10 protein-coding genes are annotated in these 15229 nt (G+C 43.5%); 3 read left to right on the forward strand and 7 right to left on the reverse strand.

What is annotated here, in order from left to right; translation table 11 throughout:
• Positions 1–145: 145 nt before the first annotated feature.
• The 5 genes from AC2FA3_RS05115 to dapC all read right to left on the reverse strand — a co-directional run bounded on the left by AC2FA3_RS05115 (position 146) and on the right by dapC (position 7274).
• Positions 146–676, reverse strand: coding sequence for an ABZJ_00895 family protein (locus AC2FA3_RS05115; RefSeq protein ID WP_490508615.1), 531 nt, complete (start codon positions 674–676; stop codon positions 146–148).
• 80 nt (positions 677–756) lie between these two features.
• Entirely contained in the window at positions 757–2874 is a 2118-nt protein-coding gene (locus AC2FA3_RS05120; RefSeq protein ID WP_490508616.1) for a D-alanyl-D-alanine carboxypeptidase/D-alanyl-D-alanine-endopeptidase, read from the reverse strand.
• Positions 2875–2939: 65 nt separating this feature from the next.
• Positions 2940–3551 (reverse strand): 3'-5' exonuclease, encoded by a 612-nt coding sequence (locus tag AC2FA3_RS05125; protein ID WP_490508617.1) that lies wholly within the window; start codon positions 3549–3551, stop codon positions 2940–2942.
• Positions 3552–3634: 83 nt separating this feature from the next.
• Positions 3635–5728 carry a DUF294 nucleotidyltransferase-like domain-containing protein gene (locus AC2FA3_RS05130; protein ID WP_490508618.1) on the reverse strand — a complete coding sequence of 698 codons (2094 nt, stop codon included), beginning with the start codon at positions 5726–5728 and terminating at the stop codon, positions 3635–3637.
• 271 nt (positions 5729–5999) lie between these two features.
• Positions 6000–7274, reverse strand: coding sequence for a succinyldiaminopimelate transaminase (gene dapC / locus AC2FA3_RS05135; RefSeq protein ID WP_490508619.1), 1275 nt, complete (start codon positions 7272–7274; stop codon positions 6000–6002).
• A gap of 312 nt (positions 7275–7586) precedes the next feature.
• Between dapC and AC2FA3_RS05140 the strand changes: the two genes are divergently transcribed.
• On the forward strand, positions 7587–8255 hold the full coding sequence (locus AC2FA3_RS05140) for a hypothetical protein (protein WP_490508620.1): 669 nt from the start codon (positions 7587–7589) through the stop codon (positions 8253–8255).
• A 181-nt stretch (positions 8256–8436) separates the two neighbouring features.
• On the opposite strand, the gene glnD is transcribed toward AC2FA3_RS05140, so the two are convergent.
• Together glnD and map are read right to left on the reverse strand one after the other, a co-directional pair.
• Entirely contained in the window at positions 8437–11157 is a 2721-nt protein-coding gene (gene glnD / locus AC2FA3_RS05145; RefSeq protein ID WP_490508621.1) for a [protein-PII] uridylyltransferase, read from the reverse strand.
• A 172-nt stretch (positions 11158–11329) separates the two neighbouring features.
• The gene (map, locus tag AC2FA3_RS05150; protein ID WP_201546311.1) at positions 11330–12124 is read right to left on the reverse strand and encodes a type I methionyl aminopeptidase; all 795 of its coding nucleotides are present in this window, start codon (positions 12122–12124) and stop codon (positions 11330–11332) included.
• A 431-nt stretch (positions 12125–12555) separates the two neighbouring features.
• On the opposite strand from map, the gene AC2FA3_RS05155 reads away from it, so the two are divergent.
• Both AC2FA3_RS05155 and AC2FA3_RS05160 read left to right on the forward strand, forming a co-directional pair.
• Positions 12556–13626, forward strand: a complete 1071-nt coding sequence (locus AC2FA3_RS05155) for a lipase family alpha/beta hydrolase (RefSeq protein ID WP_490508622.1) — start codon at positions 12556–12558, stop codon at positions 13624–13626.
• Between the two features lie 172 nt (positions 13627–13798).
• Positions 13799–14905, forward strand: coding sequence for a lipase secretion chaperone (locus AC2FA3_RS05160; RefSeq protein WP_490508623.1), 1107 nt, complete (start codon positions 13799–13801; stop codon positions 14903–14905).
• Positions 14906–15229 lie beyond the last annotated feature (324 nt).

The following is a 15229-nucleotide window of genomic DNA, read 5'->3' on the forward strand; positions in this document are numbered from 1 at the left end:
GCGCTCCTATCTAGCAAAATTCATTAGCGTTAAGATAGCGTAACGTAATTTATTCAGGTATAGGACAAAATTTTGTATGCGCTTGGATGGGTATAAATAATTCAGGTTACTGTCTATTTAAAAGCGTTAAACATTTAAATAATAATTAAACAGTTTTACGCTTGGGGTCAAGTAAGTGATTAATCACCCAAATGCTAACGCGCGCACTGACTAAGCTCAGCACCAATATCATCACCAATGCCGAAAGTAGAGGTAGCGGCTGCTGTATGGTCATCTCTATCAATACTTCACGGCTCACCGCATCAAATAAGAAAAACCAGATACCTAAGAAATAGATAATGGTAAGCAGCCAAACCACCGCAACGCCGCCAAACATTAAACGGTTAATCTCGCTTCTATCTAGCGCGCGCTGTTGATGCTTAATAAATTTATGCACCGCGATATAAGCGCCGATGACGATAGAGATGACAGTGACCAGTTGAGAGTTTAAGGTAAATTTGGTTTGAATCATCATAAATATGGCGCTAGCCAGAATATAACCAACCGCAAAGAATCCGACATATTGCGCCATTTTAGATTGTGTTGTTTTTGGACTACTAGGCTGAGTATTGCCGGCCGCCAGACCATCTTTTGACGGATTAGGAGACTCACTGAGCTGCATTGGTTTGCGTGACATAAAAAAGACCTTTATAAAGGGGTGAGCATAAGATTTTTAAAGCAAATAGCGATAGAAAAAGAGCAGTTAATGAACCACCTTTAATGCTGCGCTGTCCAATCTAGCATAATATCTAATACGGTTCGGGCGTTATAAGCGTTGAGCGCTTGATCCGTATTAATCATTCCGACCACCACATAGTCTTGCCCAGACAGCCCTTTAACATAGCCTGCCATCGAGGTGACGTTATTTAACGTGCCTGTTTTTATCCAAGCGCGACCGATGGCTTGCGATTTGGGTAAGCGGTCACTATGGGCGCTAATGGTGCCACTGACCCCAGCAATGCCTAATGAGCTCACATAAGCATCAAAGCTCGGTTGTTCATAAGCGTAGGTCAATAGCTCGTTTAAATTGGCGGCACTGATGCTACAGTCGCGGCAGAGTCCTGAGCCGTTGCTTAGATGCGGCGGCGGGGTAGTCAGCTTGGTTTGCCACCATTGATTAATCGTTTGTAGCGCTTGTGGATAATCTGTCGCTTTTGGCTGGCCAAATTGATATAAGCTCGTTGCTTGATTGTTAATGACTTTATTCGTATCACTGCTTTTATTATTAACGCTTTCTTTATTGGTGCTCGTTTTATCACTGTTTATTTTATTGCTTATAACAGTATTAATAGTATTATTAATACTGTTATAAGCGCCTATAGATAGTGCCACTTGCTCTGTCATTACATTATTAGAGAAGTGATTGATATCATAAATCTGCTGAGTAAGGTTTAAAGAAGGATAGCTGACAATGGGCAAAGGTGACATAGCAATAGCTGCTAAACCACGGGGCAATTTTGTCTGTTTATCGCTAGTGTTATTGGCACTATAAGGCGTTTCTTGGCTGATAACTTTACCGCTTAAGGTATTGCCAAGTGTTTGCCATTTAGAAGCAATGACGCGGGCAGCAAAATCTTTGGCGTCAGGGTAGGCGACATAAAAAGCATGCTCGCCGCAGCTGTCTGGTAAATTGGTATTAAGCGTTAATTGTGTCGGTTGCCACTGCGGGGCAATACTATAGCGCGCTTGACCGCAAGCAGCGGAGCGTATATTTATCAAGCTGGGCAATTGATAATTTGCCAATTGCGGCGTGTAGGTCAGCTGCGCGCGCGTATTATCTAGCGGATAGCTTTGAATACCGATACTGCTAAAATTGACCAAAAAACCATCGGGGCTGGCGTTATAAGGACGTAGCGGTGAGTTGTCAAAGGCGGCAGGGTCTTTTGTCACATTTTTAAAGACGGCGCTATCGACAATAATATCGCCGTTGATATGGCGAATACCAGCGGTTTGTACTTTATAAAGCAATTGCTGCAAGCGCTCATGGGTCATTTTTGGGTCGCCACTGCCTTGAATAATCAAGTCGCCATAGAGCTTATCGCCAATGATAATACCCGTATGGTAGACACGAGTATGCCAGACAAAGTCAGCGCCCAAAGTATCTAAAGCGATAAAGCTTGGTACCAGTTTCATGGTGCTGGCAGGCGTGCGCGCAATATCGGCTTGATGGCTTAATAACGGTGAAAAAGAGATTTTAATAACAGGGCTGTGAGCAGTCGATTTGTCGTTATTATTTTTACTGCTTTCATTTTCTTTAACATTGCTATTATGATTTTTAGCGCTTACTAAAGCCTTGTCTGGCAGTAGCGATGGAATGCTTTCTATACTTTGATACGTATAAGGATCATCGGTATAAGCATGGAGTTGTCTTGCATGTTGTTTAATCGTCTGTTTTTCGATAGTCATCAATGGGCTTTGATGAACGCTTACTTCTTTAGCGTTAGCATTATTGTTTTTAAGCGCTTGTTTTTGGATGCTACTAGGTTCAGCAGTGCCATCGTTAGTACTTAAAGATTCTGGCTGATTAGCGGATTTAGTGCTATCAATTACCTGTATAGGCGCAGGTAAGCGGCTAGCGTTTTTATCACCTACTGGGGTGATGACAATACTAATATCGGCGGTGCTTAAGTGTGCATGCGTAAGCGCCGTCTGTATCGCTTCTGGCAATGCAGCTTGGGCATATAGCGGCGTCAACATAGCACCAACAAATAAGGCAAGCGAGGATAATGTGGGTAAGCATTTGGCTGGCTTATTTAGCGTATATAGTTGCTTAGTAAAAGGCGTTAATTTGGTAATAGTGGTAGGGCGATTATCAGTCTTAGAAGTGGGTAGCATGAGCAGTCTATCATCAGGTGGCAAAAACAGCCTATGGTAACATGAGTTGCTATTTTCGCGTAGCGTCAGCGTTCGCGTAGATGCAAAAACGCCATTGCTGTCATGATAGCATCGTTATAAGCGTCATGCGTGCCGAGCTCAGGAATATCATAATGCGCTAAAATATTGGTTAAATGCTGCGATTGATTGGGAATGCCCTGCGTACGATCGCCCATACGCCGACTGTATAATTGCCGTATATCAATAACCCTGTTCGGTATTAGAGTTCCCATATAGCGCTTGACTAAAGGATTCAAAAATCCTGTATCTATCTGCGGGCAAAACCCAACTATCGGTCGATTGTCGATAAAGGGTAGCAGTAACGCTAGCATCTCATCGTAGCTCATGCCATGCTCAACATCGGCAGTACGCAGCCCATGAATCACAATGGTGTCACGGTCAGGCATCACAGGCGGCCGACAAACCAGATGTAGACCGTTGCCCGTATCAATGCTATCGCCGTTGATATGAATCGCAGCAATAGATAGCAGGTGATGCTTTTTTGGATTAAGTCCCGTCATCTCGCAATCAATCGCTACCCATTTACCAGCCAAAGGCTCATTAAACATCGATGCCAGCTCAGGGCGCTGCAAATGGGTCTTTTGCCAATTAGACGATAATTGTTTTAGCCAACGCATCTTATTTCGACTCCTTTCTTTTACGGCCTTTTTGCTAAACGTTGACCCAGTTGCTTTAATAAACGTACTTTGATAAACGTGCTCTAATTAAATTCTAGCTGATAATGTCGACTCAGTTGACCCTTAAAGCTTTTGACCACTGCTAAACATTCATTTAATAAATCTCGTTCGAGTGCCGATAAAGTGGTCGGATCAACTTGCCGTGCATGCTTATCATCTGTCGATAGCGCCACTGATAAACGCTGCGCCATAAAAAACTCTAATGCTTCAAGCAAGGTATCAGCGCGCTGTTGGTTCAAGGCGCGCGCTTGCACCAAGGCTTTGAGGCGTCCTTTACTACTGGGCGCATCAAAAATATCATTTTCTAATGCCAAAGTACGAATACCATGCACCAGCGGAAAAATACCGGCTTTTTTAAGGTCTATATCATAGGAGCTTGGTTTACCGCCGAGTAGTGGCACAAACTTTTGCCACCATTGTCCGACATCACCAAATTGTAGAGCGGCACGGGCGAACTGGCGTACAAACATCAGATCTGATTGGCGATGAGCAATTTTTAAATGCTCGCGGACACTAGTCAGTAGCAACTCGTCACCGCAGACGTACTCGCCATCAAATATGGCGGACAAATAAATACTGTGTATCGGGTCGGTATTTCTAAACCATAAGCTAATTTGCGCTTCAAACTGCTTGAGCGGCTGTCGCCACATCGGATTGGTCATCATGATATTGCCATCACAGAGCGGATAACCCAAGGCTGCTAAATGATTGTTAAAGGTTTCAGCGAACTGGGCTAAGTCAGGATGGCTATAACCATCACGAATAATAAGTGCATTATCTTGGTCGGTACGCATAATTTGCTCACCGCGACCCTCTGAGCCCATAACGATGACGCATGTATTTGTCATCACTTCATCAGGCACGATAAGTTGCCACAGTTTGGTAAATACTTGGGCGTTAAGCGTCTGTACCATGCGGCTGACGTTACCGATTTTGATACCGTTTTGATGCTGCGCGCGAATATAACGCCCAATGAGCTCAACCGCAGTATCTAAGCTAGGCAAGTCTTTTGCCTGTTCAATCTGCAGACTAATCAGCTGTGAATGATGCCCAATATGAGCGAGCATATCGCTTTGCCCAAGTACGCCTGCAACCTCGCCATTGGCATCAATCACTGGCAACCTATGGATGCGGTAGCGCGTCATCGTCAATAGCGCATCGCCAATCTCATCGTCAGCATCGATAGTACGCAGATTGAAGCTCGCATAACGCTGACAAGGCGTCGTCGCAGGGTTTTGCTGCTCGCTCACCGCACGGCAGATATCGGTATCGGTTAAAATACCTAATGTACGACCAGAGTAGCGGCTAGGAGTTTGCGCATTGGCGCTATCAGTATCTAAGCTGCTATTTAAGTTGGTATCTAAATCACTGGCTAAGTCACTGTCTAAATCACTATCTAATGTTTGCTTTTCAGCAGGATTTAATTGGTCGAGCGGTCGCACCAACACATGCTTGAGCCCTGCCTTGGTCATAATATGCGCCGCTTCATATAGGCTGCTAGTGGCGTCAATGATATGCACGGGTAATAAGCTGACGTCAATTACCGGCTGCATCATGATTTGCTGGACTTCTTGCTGCTCATTATAGCCATGATAGCTAGCATCTAAGCTTTGCCCGCTACGCCGCTGCTGCAATGCTTTTAGTCGTTCAGGTAAATCTTCTGAGAGTAATTGGCGCACCAGATGGTTTTGCGCACTGATTTTATCAACCGTTGCGCCATTTATTTGCAGCAGCAGCGTGTCTTCAATCGCGCGAAACTCGTAGGGCGATAGGGTGTTTTCGTTTGGAGGGGTAGTATTAGTCTGGAGTACGCTAGTTGAATGGCTGCTTTCTTGCCAATCATTTTCTATAAGCGATTTTGGTAGTCGCCGACTATCAAACCAATCATTGCTATTTAGATGGTCGGTATGATTGCTGCCTAAATAAGTCGCGACAAACTCATCAGCAAGCAGTTGCTCGATTTGTCCTTTGATGACCACATAAAAATATTTTAAATCGTCGGCAGGCAAGCGCTCGTCTTTAGCAAGATAACGGATTTGGGTATTTTTTCTGATGCTTTGACGTTCAGCTGCGCTCAATACATCAAAGGGCGGTTGGGTAAAATCGAGATGGGGCATGGCATCATCCTTGATGGCACATTTAGCAAAAATTCTGGGAGAAAGGGATGTATTAATGATAAAGAAATATAAGAATAGCGTAGCGTTATTTCTACTATAACACTGTTTGACAAGCAGCATAGCGAGAAAACGCATATAACCACAATATTATCATGGTTATATGCGGTTCTCTGATATTATATTGAGTATAAGGTGCTGTTTATCGTTTAATAATTAGATTTTTTGGCTAATTTTTGAGACAGCTTTTTAAGCTATGTTTTAAAACTAGCTTTTAAGCGCCAAGCAGTTTACGAATGCGACTGATGGCCTCGCGGCTTTCCTCAACGCTAGCAACCAAGGCAATACGCACATAACCTTGTCCTGGATTTTTGCCATTGACCTCACGTGACAAGTAACGCCCAGCCAGCGCGTGAATATTTGCTTGCTCGTACAAGGCTTTGACAAAAATTTCGTCGTCGCCATCGAACTGCTCAGGGACTTTTATCCAAAAGTAAAAACCCGCTTCTGGCATGCGTAAATCAAGTAATTCACCGAGCTCTGACATCCATAAGGCAAATTTTTCTTGATAGAGCGCCCGATTGTGCGCCACGTGCTTTTCATCTTCCCAAGCGGTGATGGAAGCCAGCTGATGCGGTATCGGCATCGCGCAGCCTTGATAGGTGCGATATTGCAAATAAGGCTGCAAAATATTGGCATCACCGGCTACAAAGCCTGAGCGTAAACCGGGCAAGTTTGAACGCTTGGATAAAGAGTGAAATACCACGCAGTTTTTAAAGTCATGGCGACCGAGGGCAGCACAAGCTTGTAATAGACCAATCGGTGCGCTATCAAAATACAGCTCGTTATAACACTCGTCGCTGGCAATGATAAAGCCGTATTGGTCTGATAAGCGCAATAGGTACTCCCAGTCGTCCATAGTCATGACGGAACCGGTTGGATTGTTCGGGCTGCAGACAAACAATAACTGTGTGCTTGTCCAGATATCTTTTGGTACCGAACGATAGTCACCTTTGAAATCATTATCAATGGTACAAGGCATAAAATACGGCGTTGCTTGTGCCAGTATGGCGGCGCCCTCGTATATCTGATAAAACGGATTGGGCATCACAATCGTGGGTGTTTGAACTGCTTTTTGCGATTGTTGAGCTGCTGGCTGATTATTAAGCGCCAGTTGATTGGATTCAGCTTCGTACAATTCGGTTTGTGAATGGTCAATAACCGCCTGCACTAAGCTAAAAATCGCCTCGCGCGTACCCATAACCGGTAATACTTGGCTATGAGGGCTGAGATGATTTAAAAAGAAACGCTTCTCCAGCCAATGGGCAATGGTCTGGCGCAGCTCAAAAATACCGTTAGTGGTTGGATATTGGCTTATTTTGTCCAAGTTTTCGCGTAATACGTCCAACACAAATGCAGGTGGCTCATGTTTCGGCTCGCCAATACCCAGCTTAATTTCACTGTAGTTATGGGCTGGCGTACTGTCCGCAAGCAAGGTTGCCATCTTAGCGAACGGGTAAGGGTGCAAAGTCGTTAAGTTGTGATTCATAAGTAGGCTAACTATAATAGACAATTAATAATAAAGTGATAAAGAAAAATTACATTTGAGCAGTGTAGCACTTCTCTTATTTTTTGTCTTTTTTCTTCTCAAGCTGTTTATTGTCAATTTAAAACAAGCGCTTAAAGCAATTTATATCGCTTTAAGCTGGGCATATAGCTGTTTTTTGAATGGTAACGAGTTTTGAGTCTAGCCAATTTTTATCATGATATTAAACATGGATAAAATTAAAACAGTGTCATTTATTTACCAAGTAAAAATAACTGTCAGCAGCAACGACAGATTATTTAAGGAAACCTTGATATGTCTAGTGTTGTAAAAACCAATGAGCGTGGCGCTAAAGATATCACTGTGCAACATTTTGATGGCAGTCAGCGTGTTGAGCTATATGAGCAACTAAAACAGCGCGAGCAAAATTGGTGGCAAGCACGGCAACAGCTGACGTTGTTAAAAGAGCGGCAGATGTTTTGGTTCGGGGACAACAGCTTTATGATGTGGCTACTTTGGCAATTGGTCAGCTATGTCGTGGTAGCGATGATACTGATGCTACTGAGTAAACTGTTAAATATGTCACTGCATCTATGGCAGTATATGAGTTTATTTGCCATCCAAACGCTGATTTTTATTGGGATGCTGAGTTTTAAAGGTCGTATTGCCAATCATCTACAAAATAAGATTAACCAAGCCGATGTATTGCGTGAAGAAGCACTTAATGAAATGACTATTTTAGCCGCCGATAGCCTGTATCCTGATGTTCATGCCAAAGCAGCGATTTCCTTACAGAAAATCTATGAGTACTACGATGCCGAATTTCATTTAGCCAGTTTGCATCGTCTGCTACAAAAAGAAGTGGAAGCTGGGCGCTTGATACTCGGGCAGCAGCAGATAGGAGCAGAGGTTTTGCCATTGGAGCTTGCCGATGAGGAGCTGAAAGACCATGCAAGTGAGATGGTGTATAAAAGTATGTTATAGCGTGAAGTGTTTATAAAAACAATTATTAGACATGCTGTTTTAAAATATACGTTAGCTTTTTTTGAAAACGCTTAATAGTTAGAGGTTTAACTAGCAAGCGTTTTTTTAAGGTTTAATCCGTAAAGCTTAAACGGTAGGGTTTTAACAGTAAGGTTTGAAAGCATAAATGTCTAAATACAGGCTAAGTGTCTTCTTTACGAATGCTAAGACTTGCTATCAATGCCGCCTTTAATGTCTCAAGTTTATCCGCAGACAACGCCTGATCATTTTGATCGCTAATATAGAACATATCTTCTGCACGCTCGCCTAACGTGGTAATGCGAGCGGCATGCACCTCAATCTTTTGTTGTAAAAATACCTGACCAACGCGGGCAAGTAGACCTGGCTGATCAAGGGTTTCTAGACTCATGATATGCTGATTTGAGGCTTCATTGAACTCAAAATTAATCGTCGTTGCGACATCGAAATGTCGTAGCTGGCGTGGGATTTTTCGATGCGTGAGCTTGGGAACTGTTGGATTTTTAAAGGCATCTATTAAGCGCTGCTTAAGCTCTTGTTGGCTGTCTATATCGACCAATAGCGTGCCGCTGCGATCGAGCAATACGTAGGAATCCAAAGCAAAATCACGGGTTGCAGTAATAATGCGCGCATCTAAAACATCGAGATTCATCTGATCAAACACTGCCATAGTAACGGCAAATAAATTGACTTGATCTTGGGTATAAACAAACACTTGCACAGCATCAAGCGCCAGCTCGCGGTGCTCACGTAACACCACAAGTGGTGCGCTATCAGCATCAGAGGCGCGGCCTATAGGCGGATGATTTAAGATAGCTTCGGTATGCCACAAGATATCTTCTGCAATTTCTCGCAAGAAATACTCATCGCCCAAGTCATCCCACAATCTTAAAACCTCTTCGCGATTCATATGCTGGTTATTGACATTATCAAGCATCGCTAGCGCCTGTTTACGCGTGGCTTTAATCATATCTTGGCGGTTGGTTGGGGCATCGATATCAGCGCGCAGGATACGCCGCGTTTGTGAATAGAGCTGTTTCATCAAGGTCGCGCGCCAACTGTTCCAAAGCTGTGGATTGGTGGCATTCATATCGGCAACCGTCAGTACATACAGATGATTGAGGTGGGTCACGTTACCAACTAAATCGGCAAACAGCGTCACCACTTCTGGGTCTGAGATATCCTTTTTCTGCGCTGTCATCGACATCAATAGATGATAGCGAGTCAGCCAACCAACCAAATGGGCGTCCGCCTGACTCATGCCATGAGCAAGACAAAATTCAATCGATTCCGTTTCGCCAAGTTGGCTATGATTGCCGCCACGACCTTTGGCGATATCATGAAACATCGCCGCCAACACCAAAATCTCTTTGCGCTCAATACGCTGGAAGATAGCGCTGACCAGTGGAAAGTCTTCAGAAAAGCGCGGATCAGTAAAGCGATGTAAAATGCGAATTAAAAATAACGTATGCGCATCAACGGTATATCGATGAAATAAATCGTACTGCATCAGCCCTGTTACTTGAGCAAAAGCTGGAATATAGCTGCCCAAAATGCCATAACGATTCATGGTACGCAGACGATGAAATAAATAGTTTTGCTCTTTTAAATTGGCTAAAAACAGCGCTTGATGGGTCGGATTGTCTCTATAAATCTGATCGATACCGCGGGCTGCAATCTTTAGTGCGCGCAGGGTATGGGTGCGGACATTTTTGATGCCATATTGACCCATGAGTAAAAACATCTCCAAAATCGCCTCTGGGTGCTGAGCAAATACGCGATGATGTGACATCGCGATTTGTTCGCCGACCTGATTGAAGCGGGCGTTGATAGGATGTTTTTTCGGCCGTTCTTCATCCGGCAATTGCGGCTCTATAATCGTCTCGTAATAATGATTGGTCAGCATCTCAGACAATGTCGATATCTGCATGGCACAGCGATAGTAGTCGCGCATAAAGCGCTCGACGGCAGCATTCGGCTGGTCATCTGGCTGTGTCTCATAGCCCATCAGCTGAGCAATCTCACGCTGATAATCAAACAACAGCTTGTTTTCATTGCGACCGGTCAGCTCATGCAAGTAATGACGTATTTGCCATAAATAACCTTCGGCAAAATTTAACTCATCAAACTCTTTTTCGGTCAAAAAGTTTTGTTGTACCAAGTCATACAGTTTACTGACTCGAAAATAACGCTTGGTCACCCAACCAATAATATGAATATCACGCAGACCACCGGGCGCAGTTTTAATATTAGGCTCAAGATTGTACTCTGTGGCATTGTGCTGTAAATAGCGCGCTTTTGCTTCAGCGATTTTCACCTCATAAAAATCACGTGGCGACCATTGCGTATTGACAATTTTATGCGGTACTTCTTCTAGTTCTTCATTACCAATTAACAGCCGCGCTTCTAACAAAGTGCTGGCAACGGTGTGGTCGAGCGCCGCTTCCAAGCATTCACTGACGCTGCGTACTGATAGGGCAGGCTCAAGTCCAATGTCCCATAGTAGCGCCACTAAGTTGTCAATTTTTTCTCTGCTATGCGCGTCAATATCGTTGGGTGTCAGCAGTAAAATATCCACATCTGAGTGTAACGATAGCTCGCCACGACCATAGCCGCCAGTGGCAAACAATGCCAAATCTGTTTTATCAAGCTCAAACCAGTTAAACAAAGCAATCAGTAAGTCGTCGATGACGCAGGCACGTGCCGCAACCAGTTGGCGAATATTGACACCGCGTTCGAGCGCGCGGCTGATATCGTCATTGATTTGGAGCAGCCAATCAGGGATATCAGATAGTGCTATATCCATCGTATTGGTGGTCGAGCGATGGTCTGACACTAGTGGCATGGGTGTCAAATCAATAGCAGCGACATCACAATTAAACATGAGGATTATCCAGTTAAAAGTTTGTAGATAGTGGTATTAAAGCGAATATTTCATGGAAAATATAAAGAATATTATTATTGAAATTCTCAAAGTAGCAACTCAATAAAGGGCATCGTTAATATGCCTGAATTATCAGGCAAAAAAAAGACCGCCTAGGCGATCTTTTATGATATTACTGGGTCAAAAAGCTTAAGTCTTCTTCTGGGCGTGTGGTAAACACCTCACAGCCATTGTCCGTCACCACCATGGTATGTTCCCACTGCGCTGACAGCTTACGGTCTTTGGTGATTGCCGTCCATTCATCCGGTAGAATCTTGGTCTGCCATTTACCTTCATTAATCATTGGTTCAATGGTAAAGGTCATGCCTGTTTTTAGCTCAAAACCCGTACCTTTTTTACCGTAATGCATCACTTGTGGCTCGTGGTGGAACTCGTTACTGATACCGTGACCACAGAACTCACGCACGATACTAAAGCGTTCCGGTTCAACCACTGCTTGAATAGCCGCGCCGACATCGCCCAAGCGCGCGCCATTTTTGACCACGCTCATGCCAGCATAAAGGGCTTCTTGTGCCACTTTGCAAATACGCTGCGCCATGATAGAACCGTTGCCGACAATCCACATTTTTGAAGTATCGCCGTAATAGCCGTCTTTAATGACGGTGACATCGATATTGATGATGTCGCCATCTTTGAGCAGCTTGTTTTCGGTTGGAATACCGTGACAAACCACGTGGTTGATCGAGGTGCAGATAGATTTTGGGAAGCCGTTATAGTTAAGGGGCGCAGGAATGGCTTCTTGCACGTTAACGATATAGTCATGAGCGATTTGGTTTAATGCTTCAGTGCTAATGCCAACTCTGACGTGTTCGTCGAGCATCACAAGCACATCACTGGCAAGTTTACCGGCTACGCGCATTTTTTCTATGGCTTCAGGAGATTGGATAAGGGATTTTTTTGTCATCATGGTCGTACTTATAGTTATAGAATTTAGGTTGTCAATTATACCATAAATGTAGTAGGCGCTGTTTTGCTAACACTTAGCAACTTTATAGGTATTTTTTTAAATCCTTATAATATACTGATACCAATCGTCTCAGCTTATTTATATGCATATACGTGACTATAGAGTCATTATAATAGCGTTTATAAGCAAAAAAGCAGTTGAATGTTGCAGGATATATAAGTATTGTAATTTTGTTTGCTAAATAAATTGGTAGGGATTTGGTGCTTAATGCAGGATGCAATAGTTAAGCGCTATAAAATCCATGCCATGAAAATAGTGATATGGAACTGGTGATATGAAAATAGTGACATGACACTGGTGCCATCAGCATCAAGCAAGCCATTTACACTCCCTTTCTTCACAATAACTCTCGAAATAACAAGGACGTTGTTATGACTCTCAAAAACCGTTTTCGCGCCGCCTTAACGCCTAGCGCACTTTTACCCTCACTGGGTGCTATTACTGCCGGTGTCCTGATGATGACATTGCAAACCACTTCTGCTCAAGCAGCTGGACAGTATTATAACTGTGCCAATGCCACGGGCTGTAAGATGGTCGATAGCAAATATTTCACCTCAAACCATACCGATACCAAATATCCCATTGTCATGACTCATGGTCTGGTCGGCTTTACCAAGCTACTCGGTGTCGACTACTTTTATGGTATCCCGCAAACCCTCATGAGCGGCGGCTCAAAAGTCTATGCTACCAAAACCTCTTCTTTTAATGACAGTCGGGTGCGCGGTGAGCAGCTACTACAACAAGTAAAAACCATTAGTGCGATTTCTGGTAGCCCCAAGGTGAATTTAATTGGTCATAGTCATGGCGGTCATGATATTCGTTATGTCGCTGCCGTTGAGCCAAAATACGTGGCGTCAGTGACGGCGGTTTCCAGTCCAGAGCAAGGGGCGGCATTAGCGGATTGGGTGGTTGAGCAGATTGATAATGACAGAGTCAATGGCGAGTATAATACCGCCACCAAAGCCGCGCTTAGCTTGTTTGGCTTCTTAGGTAACTTCATGGATTTGAACGCTGGTATCCCTATCGATAAGCTGCAAGAACAAGACGGATTTGGTGCAGTTACAGCGCTAACGACTGACTATATGGTCGACTTTAACCGTGAGTTCCCTGCTGCCATGCCATCAAGCTATTGTGGACAACCAAAAGACACCAAGGTGAACGGCATCAATTACTATTCATTCAGTGGTGTTGGTCAAGTGACCAATGTCTTAGACCCTATAGATTATGTGCTATTAGCGACATCACAAGTGTTTAAAAATGACCCAAATGATGGGCTGGTTTCCGCTTGCTCGAGCCGCCTAGGTTATGTCATCCGCGATGATTACAAAATGAACCATATGGATTCGGTCAATCAACTATTAGGCTTAGTTGCATGGGGACAACCTAATCCTAAAACTGTCTATCGCGATCAGGTTAACCGTTTAAAAAATGCCAATTTATAAAGCCAATTTAAAAAGCTAGCTTCTAAATCTAGTGGTTGGGATTTGAATATAAATTAGCAAATTAACTGCCTTTACCTAAAAGGGTCACTACTTAACTGGCCCTTTTATTTTGTCCCATTTTATAGATAGTCACTTCCTATTAAATCGATTCATTAAATAAGATATTGTCGTTATGTCAAATAATCGCCGTTCGCCATTTTTGCTCATTATTATCGCCGTGATAATCATTTTAGTCGTTGCGATTATTTGGTGGTTTAAACCTGATAATGCTCGTAAACCTTCTTCTCAAACAGATTCTACGGCGCTGAATAGCCAAGCTAATGCCAGCTCGATAAATGATGAGAATGTTAATAATGACGTTGGCGCATTATCTAAGCAAGACGCTTCTCAATTTACGACAGGCCTTGAAAATCTACCGCGCTCCTTGCAAGGGACGGATGTCGATGGTGAGATTATCATTGATGAAAATAAACAGTTGGTCGTCACCGAAGGGCTACGGCGATTATTTGATTATTTCTTATCGGCGCTAGGTGAAGAGGATGAAGCGGTCATTTATGCGCGGGTGGAGAGTTATATTCGTAGTCATACGCCAGAGCCTGCCGCCAGCCAAGCGGTGACGATATTTGACCAATATGTGGCCTATCTTAAAGCGATTCCTGCTATAGAAAGCCGTTATGGCAACCTGCAATTACAAGCAACAAAGAATGGCGAGCTGGATTTAAATGTAGTGACACAGCAGCAGCAAGATGTCGCCAAATTGCGCCAGCAGCACTTTTCTAAGGAAACCATTAAAGCCTTTTTTGGTGCAGAGGATGAGTATGATGACTATAGTCTTGCGATGGTGAAAATCAATCAAGATAAGCAGATGTCTGATGCACAAAGAGAAGCAGCTAGACAGGATTATATCAGCCGTATGCCTGATAATGCGACCAAAGCCAATATCGCTCAGCAGGCAAATTTAGATGAGTTAATCAGTCGTACCGAACAGATGCAAGCTAAGGGCGCGACGGCTGAAGAATTATACAGTATGCGTCGTGAGTTGGTTGGCGCGCCAGCAGCAGCAAGGCTTGCCCAAGTCGATCAGCAAGATGCTAATTTTGATCAGCGTTTTAAGCAGTATCAAGCCCAAAAACAGCAGCTGTTAAGTCAAAATGCCGATAAGGCCCAAGCGCAAACCCAAATCACTCAAATGGAGCAGCAATTATTTAATGAGACGGAACGCAAACGCTTAGCAGGCTATGCGGCTTTGCAACAAGAAAAGACGGCAAGCCCCAATTAAATTCTATAGAAATTTACGACCTCTTAGGTAGATAAAAAGAGCAATTAAGGGTGAAATCGAAATATCAAAGGTCTAAAGTATCAATGATCTAAATAGTGTTTTTAGCTAAAGTGCTAGCAGGGAATAATGATTGTAACAAGGTGTGTTAGCAAAAAAGCTATAAAGTAGAACAAATATAGCGGTAATTGGTACTCAATCTATCATGACAGGCTTATGAAAAATGGGCATAATAACCGCATTGTTTAGACTAATGATAAAAACATATTAATCAGAGCGCATTAATCAGGACATTAACCTGAACAAATGCTGCTTAATATGATAAAA

The sequence above is a fragment of the Janibacter sp. CoH_79_TC_3 genome (genome assembly GCF_058197955.1).

What these genes read in the sequence shown, in the direction of transcription:
- AC2FA3_RS05115 (WP_490508615.1), bottom strand. Translation starts at nt 676, where the DNA reads ATGTCACGCAAACCAATGCAGCTCAGTGAGTCTCCTAATCCGTCAAAA.
- AC2FA3_RS05120 (WP_490508616.1), bottom strand. Translation starts at nt 2,874, where the DNA reads ATGCTACCCACTTCTAAGACTGATAATCGCCCTACCACTATTACCAAA.
- AC2FA3_RS05125 (WP_490508617.1), bottom strand. Translation starts at nt 3,551, where the DNA reads ATGCGTTGGCTAAAACAATTATCGTCTAATTGGCAAAAGACCCATTTG.
- AC2FA3_RS05130 (WP_490508618.1), bottom strand. Translation starts at nt 5,728, where the DNA reads ATGCCCCATCTCGATTTTACCCAACCGCCCTTTGATGTATTGAGCGCA.
- dapC (WP_490508619.1), bottom strand. Translation starts at nt 7,274, where the DNA reads ATGAATCACAACTTAACGACTTTGCACCCTTACCCGTTCGCTAAGATG.
- AC2FA3_RS05140 (WP_490508620.1), top strand. Translation starts at nt 7,587, where the DNA reads ATGTCTAGTGTTGTAAAAACCAATGAGCGTGGCGCTAAAGATATCACT.
- glnD (WP_490508621.1), bottom strand. Translation starts at nt 11,157, where the DNA reads ATGTTTAATTGTGATGTCGCTGCTATTGATTTGACACCCATGCCACTA.
- map (WP_201546311.1), bottom strand. Translation starts at nt 12,124, where the DNA reads ATGATGACAAAAAAATCCCTTATCCAATCTCCTGAAGCCATAGAAAAA.
- AC2FA3_RS05155 (WP_490508622.1), top strand. Translation starts at nt 12,556, where the DNA reads ATGACTCTCAAAAACCGTTTTCGCGCCGCCTTAACGCCTAGCGCACTT.
- AC2FA3_RS05160 (WP_490508623.1), top strand. Translation starts at nt 13,799, where the DNA reads ATGTCAAATAATCGCCGTTCGCCATTTTTGCTCATTATTATCGCCGTG.